The organism is Meiothermus hypogaeus (assembly GCF_003574035.1).
Taxonomy (GTDB): domain Bacteria; phylum Deinococcota; class Deinococci; order Deinococcales; family Thermaceae; genus Meiothermus; species Meiothermus hypogaeus.
In genome coordinates, this window is sequence record NZ_QWKY01000011.1 from 55,494 (window position 1) to 63,219 (window position 7,726).

The 7,726-nt window shown below is 59.9% G+C and carries 7 protein-coding genes; 4 read left to right on the plus strand and 3 right to left on the minus strand.

Going from position 1 to position 7,726, the window contains the following annotated elements:
- Positions 1–16: 16 nt before the first annotated feature.
- The gene (locus Mhypo_RS04740) at positions 17–1,198 is read left to right on the plus strand and encodes a VanW family protein (RefSeq protein WP_119340153.1); all 1,182 of its coding nucleotides are present in this window, start codon (positions 17–19) and stop codon (positions 1,196–1,198) included.
- 401 nt (positions 1,199–1,599) lie between these two features.
- Here the strand turns inward: Mhypo_RS04740 and Mhypo_RS04745 are convergent, their stop codons facing one another.
- Entirely contained in the window at positions 1,600–2,064 is a 465-nt protein-coding gene (locus Mhypo_RS04745) for an Hsp20/alpha crystallin family protein (RefSeq protein WP_119340154.1), read from the minus strand.
- Between the two features lie 175 nt (positions 2,065–2,239).
- Between Mhypo_RS04745 and Mhypo_RS04750 the strand changes: the two genes are divergently transcribed.
- From Mhypo_RS04750 to Mhypo_RS04760, 3 genes are read left to right on the plus strand one after another with little or no spacing between them, the layout of a single operon-like run.
- Complete coding sequence (locus tag Mhypo_RS04750; protein WP_170148215.1) at positions 2,240–3,358, plus strand: COG1470 family protein; 1,119 nt, start codon at positions 2,240–2,242, stop codon at positions 3,356–3,358.
- Positions 3,359–3,367: 9 nt separating this feature from the next.
- Positions 3,368–4,297 (plus strand): ABC transporter ATP-binding protein, encoded by a 930-nt coding sequence (locus tag Mhypo_RS04755; protein ID WP_119340156.1) that lies wholly within the window; start codon positions 3,368–3,370, stop codon positions 4,295–4,297.
- Positions 4,287–5,261 (plus strand): ABC transporter permease, encoded by a 975-nt coding sequence (locus Mhypo_RS04760; RefSeq protein WP_119340157.1) that lies wholly within the window; start codon positions 4,287–4,289, stop codon positions 5,259–5,261. The genes Mhypo_RS04755 and Mhypo_RS04760 overlap by 11 nt, the downstream gene beginning before the upstream one ends.
- Before the next feature lie 415 nt (positions 5,262–5,676).
- Here Mhypo_RS04760 and Mhypo_RS04765 read toward each other — a convergent pair whose 3' ends face one another.
- Both Mhypo_RS04765 and Mhypo_RS18720 read right to left on the minus strand, forming a co-directional pair.
- Positions 5,677–6,906 (minus strand): 2,3-bisphosphoglycerate-independent phosphoglycerate mutase, encoded by a 1,230-nt coding sequence (locus Mhypo_RS04765; RefSeq protein WP_119340158.1) that lies wholly within the window; start codon positions 6,904–6,906, stop codon positions 5,677–5,679.
- 478 nt (positions 6,907–7,384) lie between these two features.
- The gene (locus tag Mhypo_RS18720; RefSeq protein ID WP_276309742.1) at positions 7,385–7,513 is read right to left on the minus strand and encodes a hypothetical protein; all 129 of its coding nucleotides are present in this window, start codon (positions 7,511–7,513) and stop codon (positions 7,385–7,387) included.
- Between the last annotated feature and the right edge of the window lie 213 nt (positions 7,514–7,726).

The window sequence follows — 7,726 nt, forward strand, 5'->3', positions numbered from 1 at the left end:
TGTCCTAAAGTAAGGTATGCGAAAAACCATTCTCGCTGCTTTTTTCTGGATTTCTCTGGCGTGGGCGGGGCCGGATGGCATTTACTATGCCTTGGAGAACCGCGTTGAAAAAGGCCAGATCATCACCATTGGCACCCCTCAGCGCCTCAAGATTGGCGGGGTGGGCCAGCTTGAAACCTTGTTGACCAAAGCCGCCCGACCTGCGCGGGAGGCCCGCTGGTTCTATGACGAGGCCCTGAAGGACTGGGTGCTCGCCGACCAGATGGGCCACAGCTTTGCGTTTGCCGAGGCCAAAAAACGCTACCTCGAGGCGCTCAACAACAAGCAGGACGAATTTATCCTTCCGGTCTCCCACACCCTTCACCCCAAAGGCGCCCCCTACTACTACAACCTGGGCATCCGCCAACTATTAGCTGAAGCCACCACTTCCTTTGGTGGTTCTTCCTATGAACGTCGCTACAACATCACCCTGGGAGCCAGTCGCCTGAATGGGGTGCAGATTGCTCCCGGTGAGACCTTTTCCTTTGCTAAAGCCATGGGCGAGGTCTCCGAACGCACCGGCTTCAAAAAAGCCTTCGTGATTTCCGGCGAACAAACCGTGGAGGGCGTGGGCGGGGGCATGTGTCAGGTCTCTACCACCCTTTTCCGCTCCGCCTACTTCGCCGGGCTGCCCATTGTGCAGCGCCGCCCGCACAGCTACCAGGTGCGCTACTACCAGCCTACCGGCCTCGATGCAGCGGTGTTTCTGCCCTCCCTCGACCTCAAGTTTAAAAACGACACCCCCGGCCACCTGCTTATCCAGAGCAGCGTGAGCGGTAGCCGCCTCACCTTCCGCGTGTTCGGCACCAAAGACCGCGAGGTAACCTGGAGCAACCCGGTTACCATTAGCCGCACCCCGGCCCCTCCCACCCGCTTTATTGTGAGCCCCGAGCTACCCGCCCAGCGCTTTGTGCAGGTGGACTGGGCCGCCGAGGGGGCCACGGTGAACGTCTACCGCACCATCCGCTTTACCGGCGGCAAGGTGACCAAGGACACCCTGACCAGCACCTACCGTCCCTGGGGCGCGGTCTGGCTGGTAGGGGAGGGCACCCGCCTGCGCTCGGGCCGGGTGATCACTGCTGCCACCGACGACGCGCCGGACAACCACGGCTACCGCCTGCCCACCCAGACCGCCCTGCGCCCGGCCAGCAACCGCTAGACAAATCCGGGTGACACGGCGAGCCGATGTCGGGCAATTTACTGCCCCTATCGCGCTCTTCACTGATGCGGCCACCCGTGAAAACGAGAATGCGTCTGGGCTAGGTTATACCAGATTCGGTTAGTTCGTCACCCTTTGGTGACGAACTAACCCGACCGAAGGGAGTGCTCTAGGATTCAAAAAGACAGTCTCTGGTGTTGTTGGTTTTGTAAACTGTCTTTTTGAATCCGGTATTAGCCACGTAGTGGCTCACTCCCTGACAGACGCATGTGATGCACCCCACCCGTGGGCCGGGCCCGGCCCACGGGTGCTTGGGTTTCGAGTTTTCAGGCGGCTGCTGTTTTGTTTAGCACAAAGGATTCTTGGGTCCCGAATGACTCGGTTTTCGTCGAGGCGCTCTATTACGCAGAACTAATAGCGATTTTGCGTACCCGGGCCTGCTCAACTTTGGGCAGGGTCAGGCGCAGCAGACCATCGGTAATGGTGGCCTGAATCTTGTCTACCTCAACCGAAGCAGGCAGGGTAAGGCTTTGAACGAAGCTTCCCCGCGGCAATCCGCGCGACCAGTAGCGGCGTTCCTCGGCGTTCTGGGTCTCGGGGTAAGTGCCGCGAATGGTAAGCTGATTGCCCTCCAGGCGAACCTCGAGGTCGTCCTTGCGCAGGCCGGGTACAGCCATCTCGAGTACCAGGCTGTCTCCAGTTTCGTAGAGGTCATAGGGATACCTGCTCGGCAGCGAGCTGCTCAGAGAGGTGGTTACCTCGTTCCAGAGCCGGTCAAACTCTTGGAAGAAGTCGTTTGTAGTTGAGAGATTCCAGCTCCGCAGAGGCATGGTCTGAACAGGTGTGTTCCGAACAATCTCCAGCATACTGAAACCTCCTTTCGTAGGGTGGGTTGTTCCCTACAGCTAGGAAATATAAAACTTGAGTGTTGCTTTGTCAAGTATTGTTATGACTCTAATGTATATTTCATGTTTCTGGCCTAGATTCACAGTTGAAAAAAACTTGGCCTGGAGGTGAAACGTGCCACGCCTGATTGCGTTAATGCTTCTGCTGACTAGCCTGGGCCTCGCCCAGGGTTACCGGGGTCTGGCTCTGTACACACCTTATCCTTCCCAAAGTGTGCGAGTGGGAGAAACCATAAACCTGCCCATTACCCTCAAGGGCTACAGTCTGCCGCCCCAAACCGTCCAGGTGCGGCTCACTGAGTCGGCACAGGGCTGGAAGGCCAGCCTGCTGGGCGGAGGCCGGGTCGTGAGTGCGGTCTACGTGTTGCCCGACGGAGAACAAAGCCTTTCCCTGCGCCTCGAGCCCCCCCAGAACGTGCGACCCGGCACCTATCGCTTTAGGTTACTCGCCGAGGGCAGTGGGGTACGGGCCGAGTTGCCGATTGCACTCACGCTGGGTCAGGTACTACCCAAACGGCTCTCCCTCGAGTCCGAGCTTCCGGTGCTTAAAGGCACCCCCACCGCCAGCTTTCGCTATCGCGTCATCCTCAAAAACGAAAGCGATCAAGACCTGCTGACCAACCTGGAAGCCGAGGCCCCCGAAAACTTCCGGGTCAGCTTCAGCACCGCTTTCGGCGGCCAGGAGGTCAACAGCTTGCCCCTAAAGGCCGGAGAAACCAAAGATCTCGATGTTCAGGTCACGCCTCCGCGGCAGGTAGAAGCCAAGGTGTATGCCGTTACCCTGCGTGCATTGGCAGGGGAAGCCAAGGCTGAGCTGGTAGTGAACCTGGACATCACCGGCCAAACCGAGCTTAGCCTAACCACCCCCGAGGGGCGGCTTTCAGGACGGGCCTATGCAGGCCGGGAAAACCCCATCAAGCTGGTGGTCAAGAACACCGGCAGCGCACCGGCAGAAAACCTCGAGTTCTCGGCCAGTGAGCCATCGGGTTGGGAAGTCAAGTTTGAACCCGACAAAATCGAGAAGCTGGCCCCGGGGGGCGAGTCGGAGGTCACGGCTAAAATCAAGCCGTCTCCTCGAGCTGTAGCAGGCGACTATATGCTCACCCTGAGGACATCAGCGGGTAGCGCCCAGGCCTCGGCCGATTACCGGGTTACGGTGCAGACCTCTACTTTATGGGGTCTGGTGGGGGTGGCCTTAATCGCGGTGGCAGTTGGGGCAGTGGGCTTTGCCGTTTCGCGCTTTGGACGCCGTTAGGGAGGCCCTATGGTCATAGAGACCCAAGGCCTAACCAAGCGCTATGGCAAGGTGGTAGCGGTAGATGGACTCGACCTGCGCATCGAGGCTGGGGAAGTCTACGGTCTTTTAGGCCCCAACGGCTCCGGTAAAACCACAACCATCCTTATGCTGTTGGGGCTGACCGAGCCCAGCGCTGGAACGGTGCGGGTGCTGGGGCTCGACCCTACCCGCGAGCCCCTTTCTCTCAAAAAACAGGTGGGCTACCTTCCCGACTCGGTGGGTTTTTATAACGAGATGACAGCCTGGGAGAACCTCGCTTATACCGCCCGCCTCAATGGTCTGCCTCGAGACCTGTCCAGGATCCGCATTGAACGGGTGCTGCAGCGCATGGGCCTGGCCGAGGTGGCCCATCGCCCGGTCAGTGCGTTTTCCCGGGGTATGCGCCAGCGCCTGGGGCTGGCTGAGGTGCTCCTCAAAGAGCCCCGGGTGGTTGTTTTAGACGAGCCTACCCTGGGCCTCGACCCTGAGGCGGCGCAAGAGTTCTTGAAAATGATCCAGAGCCTGAAGGCCGAGGGAATAACGGTGCTGCTTTCCTCGCACCTGCTACACCAAGTGCAAACCATCTGCGACCGGGTGGGGCTTTTCCACAAAGGGAAACTGGTACTGGAGGGGCGGGTAGAAGAGCTGGCCCAGCGGATTTTGGGGGGTGCGTACCGGATTCGCCTCGAGGCCACCCCTTTGGATGGCCTGGTAGAACGTTTGCAAGCCTTGCCAGAGGTAAGCCGGGTTCAAACCGATACCCGCGGGCTCAGGTTGGAGGCCAGCCTGGACATCCGGCCCCAGGTGGCCCGCACCGTGCTCGAGGCCGGGGCAGCCCTCCATAGCCTCTCGTTGGAGCAACCCAGTCTAGACGAGGTCTACGCCCGTTACTTCCAGGAGGTACGCCATGCAGCCTAGTCCCAACAAACTTCGGCGTGAAGGCTCGCCTTGGACGGGGTTATGGGCGGTCTTTTTCAAGGAAATGGCCGACCACCTCAGCAGTACGCGGATGCGAATCCTGGAGGTGCTGATCCTGTTCTCGGCGGTGGGTGCGGTCTACGCAGGGGCTCAAACCCTGCGCCAAACCATCGGCGAAGACCCCTTTCTGCTGCTGAGGGTTTTTACCGCTGCCCAGGATCCTTTACCCTCGTTTGTAGCTTTTTTGAGCTTCTTCTTACCCCTCGCAGCTATTGCCCTGGGCTTCGATGCCATTAACGGTGAATATAACCGCAACACCCTTTCGCGCATCCTCGCCCAGCCCATCTACCGCGATGCCCTTTTGTGGGGTAAGTTTTTGGCCGGACTGGCCACCCTGGCTTTGATTTTGCTGGCCCTGTTTTTGCTGGTGGTGGGTCTGGGCCTGGTTTTTCTGGGTGTACCTCCCGGAAGCGAGGAAGTCGGGCGGGCCTTGCTCTTCTTGCTGGCCACACTGGCTTATACCGGGGTTTGGCTGGGTGTTGCCCTGGTCACTTCGGTGCTTTTCCGTAGCGCGGCTACATCGGCACTGGCGGCCATAGCAGTCTGGCTTTTTTTTGCCCTGTTCTGGGGCATCATAGCCCAGCTTCTGGCCCAGGCTGTAGCCCCTTTCGACCCATTTGATCCCGAGAGTGAGCTGCGCCAGACTGAAGCCCTGCTGGCTTTCTCCCGTCTTTCACCCAACACCCTGTACGCTGAGGCCATCCAGGTCCTCCTGAACCCTGGGATACGGAGCCTGGGCCCGGTGCTGATTACTCAACTGCAGGGGGCTTTGCTGGGTTCACCCCTCCCCCTAGGTCAGAGTTTCCTGCTGGCCTGGCCGCAGCTGACAGGCCTTATCGCGCTTACCTTGCTGCTGTTTGCCCTGGCCTATGTGCTCTTCCAGCGGCGGGAAGTGCGGGCTTAGGGCGCTGCTTCACAAAAATTGAAGCATCCAGCAGTAATACCAGATTTGGTTAGTTCGTCACCAAAGGGTGACGAACTAACCCGACCGAAGTTATTCGCGTAGCGGAGGGCGATACCGCCCCTTGGAAGTTATCCGCGTAGCGGAGGGCGATACCGCCCCTTGGAAGTTATCCGCGTAGCGGAGGGCGATACCGCCCCTTGGAAGGGAGACGCTTTTTTCGCCGACCGTAGGGAGGGCTGTGCTCTAGGATTCAAAAAGACAACCTATGGGGTTTTTGGTTTTGTAAACTGTCTTTTTGAATCCGGTATAAGAATCCTTTGTCCTGGACTAAAACAGTGGCTGTTTGGATGCGGGGCCACGTCTTTGAAGAGCGCGATAAGCCACAACCCGGAGCTGAGCATTCGCTAGAAACCGACTAGGCCCCGTACTTTTGCAGCTTGCCTGCGTGTGCCAGCAGCAAAGGCATCAGCTCCACCCCGCGCAGGTGGCCCAAGCTTCCTTTGGACGCTTCGTCCTCGGTGAAGCGCTGGGCGGGGTCGTTGCGCAGGAAGGGCGCGTGCAGCAGCAAGGGTACGGGGTGCCAGGAGTGGGCCTTCAGCACCGAGGGGGTGGAGTGATCGCCGGTGATGGCCAGCACATCGGGCTTCAGGGCCAGCAGCTCGGGCAGCAGCTGGTCGAATAGCTCCACCTTGTGGGCCTTCTCCTGGAAGTTGCCGTCCTCGCCAGTGGAGTCGGTTTTCTTGAAGTGCAGGTAGAAGAAGTCGTACTGCTCCCAGTGCGCTTGCAGGGCCTTGACCTTGCCCTGGGGGGCGTCCTCCACCCCCTCCACCGGCAGCACGTCCATGCCCACCAGACTGGCCACCCCCTTGTACATGGGGTAGCTGGCCACGCAGGCGGCCCGCACCTTGTAGACCTCGGCCATGCTGGGAAACCGGGGCTTCTCGGAGATGCCCCGGAAGAGCGCCCCGTTGATCTGCGGCTCGTCGTGCAGCACTTCTCGGATTCGGGCGGTGAGGGCGTTGAGCACGCGGGCGGTTTTGGCGCTGGCCGCGTCGGCTGCGTTGTGGGGGTGCGATGGAAGGGGGGCCACGCCGGTTTTTTGGGGGTCGGTATCGCTCACCTTTTCGCCCAAACCAGCCCCGCGCAAAATCACCACAAAGCGGTGCTCGGACTCGGTGTAGAAGCTCACCCGCACACCCTCAATTTCGCTAATGGCGGCCTTGAGCTTGCTTACCACCCGCACGTTCTCGGCGTCGCTGGGCCGGCCTGCCCGGCGGTCTACCACCAGGCCTTGTGCGTCCAGGGTGGCAAAGTTGCCGCGCACCCCCACGTCGCCGTCCTGGAAGTCGGCCCCAATGCCGATGGCCGAGAGCGCCCCCCGCCCCACCAGGTACTGAAAGGGGTCGTAGCCAAAGAGCGAAAGGTGGCCAGGGCCCGAGCCGGGAGCCAGGCCCGGATAGACCGGGGTCAAGAGCCCCAGAGCGCTCTGCTTAGCCAGCGCATCGAGGTTGGGGGTGTGGGCGGCGGCGAGCTCGGTGGGGCCGCCGTGCTGCTGGGGTAGGCCGCCTACTCCGTCCAGCACCACCAGCAGAATCTTGGAAGGGGTTTTTTGCGACAACTCGGCAATCACCGGAAGCATGTCCATGTGCCCATTCTACCGGCGACCAGACCCAGTCCTCGCTATCCAAGAGCAACCTCGCAGTACGGCAACGGGGCTTTGGAGTGTTTGACATTGCCGTTGGTATTACCCCCGCTGCTTAGGTCAAATTCTTGCCAAAAACCGCTCTAGTTCGGGATTCGTCTGATGGTGATGTTAAAGTCTGGAATCGTGACAAGCAAGTCACCTATCTGGGTCGGCGTTGCAATAGCACCGGTGTTCCGTGCCACATAGGAATGGGCCGGGATGGTAAGTGGGGCGAAAGAGACGCCTTGTATCTCTACATGCCTAAGATCATTCAGTTCTAGCGAACCCGCTGCCACTTGATTGGTGTTGTTGATGGTATCGTTGGCGATTTTGGTCGAGGTTACGGCATTGTTGGCGATTTTGGCGGTTGTGACCGCCCCGCCCGCCAGTTTCGCGGTGTTCGCATCGGGTCAGAAGAGGGCGGCCAGGGCCTCGCGGCTCACCCACTCCCCCGGCAAGCCAGGTAGATCAGCAGTTGCGCCGGACGCGAGGGGAAGAGGTCGTGGCGCACGTCCCCCAACCGCACGTGGGGCTCGTCCAGCAGGTACAAGCAGGCAGGCGTGGGCATATACACTCTTCCGGCGCTAATACGGATTAGCCCTCATTGTAGCGCCCGGTACACCTATCGCGGGAGTGCAACGACGTTGGTTACGCTAAGTACACTCACGATAGACTTTTACTATGGGAAACTTTCGGTACATTGAGTTGAGCAGCGAAGAGGATGAGCGGCTGAGGGCCATCGAGCAGAGCCCGCACATGAACAAGAAGGTCAGGCTGCGCA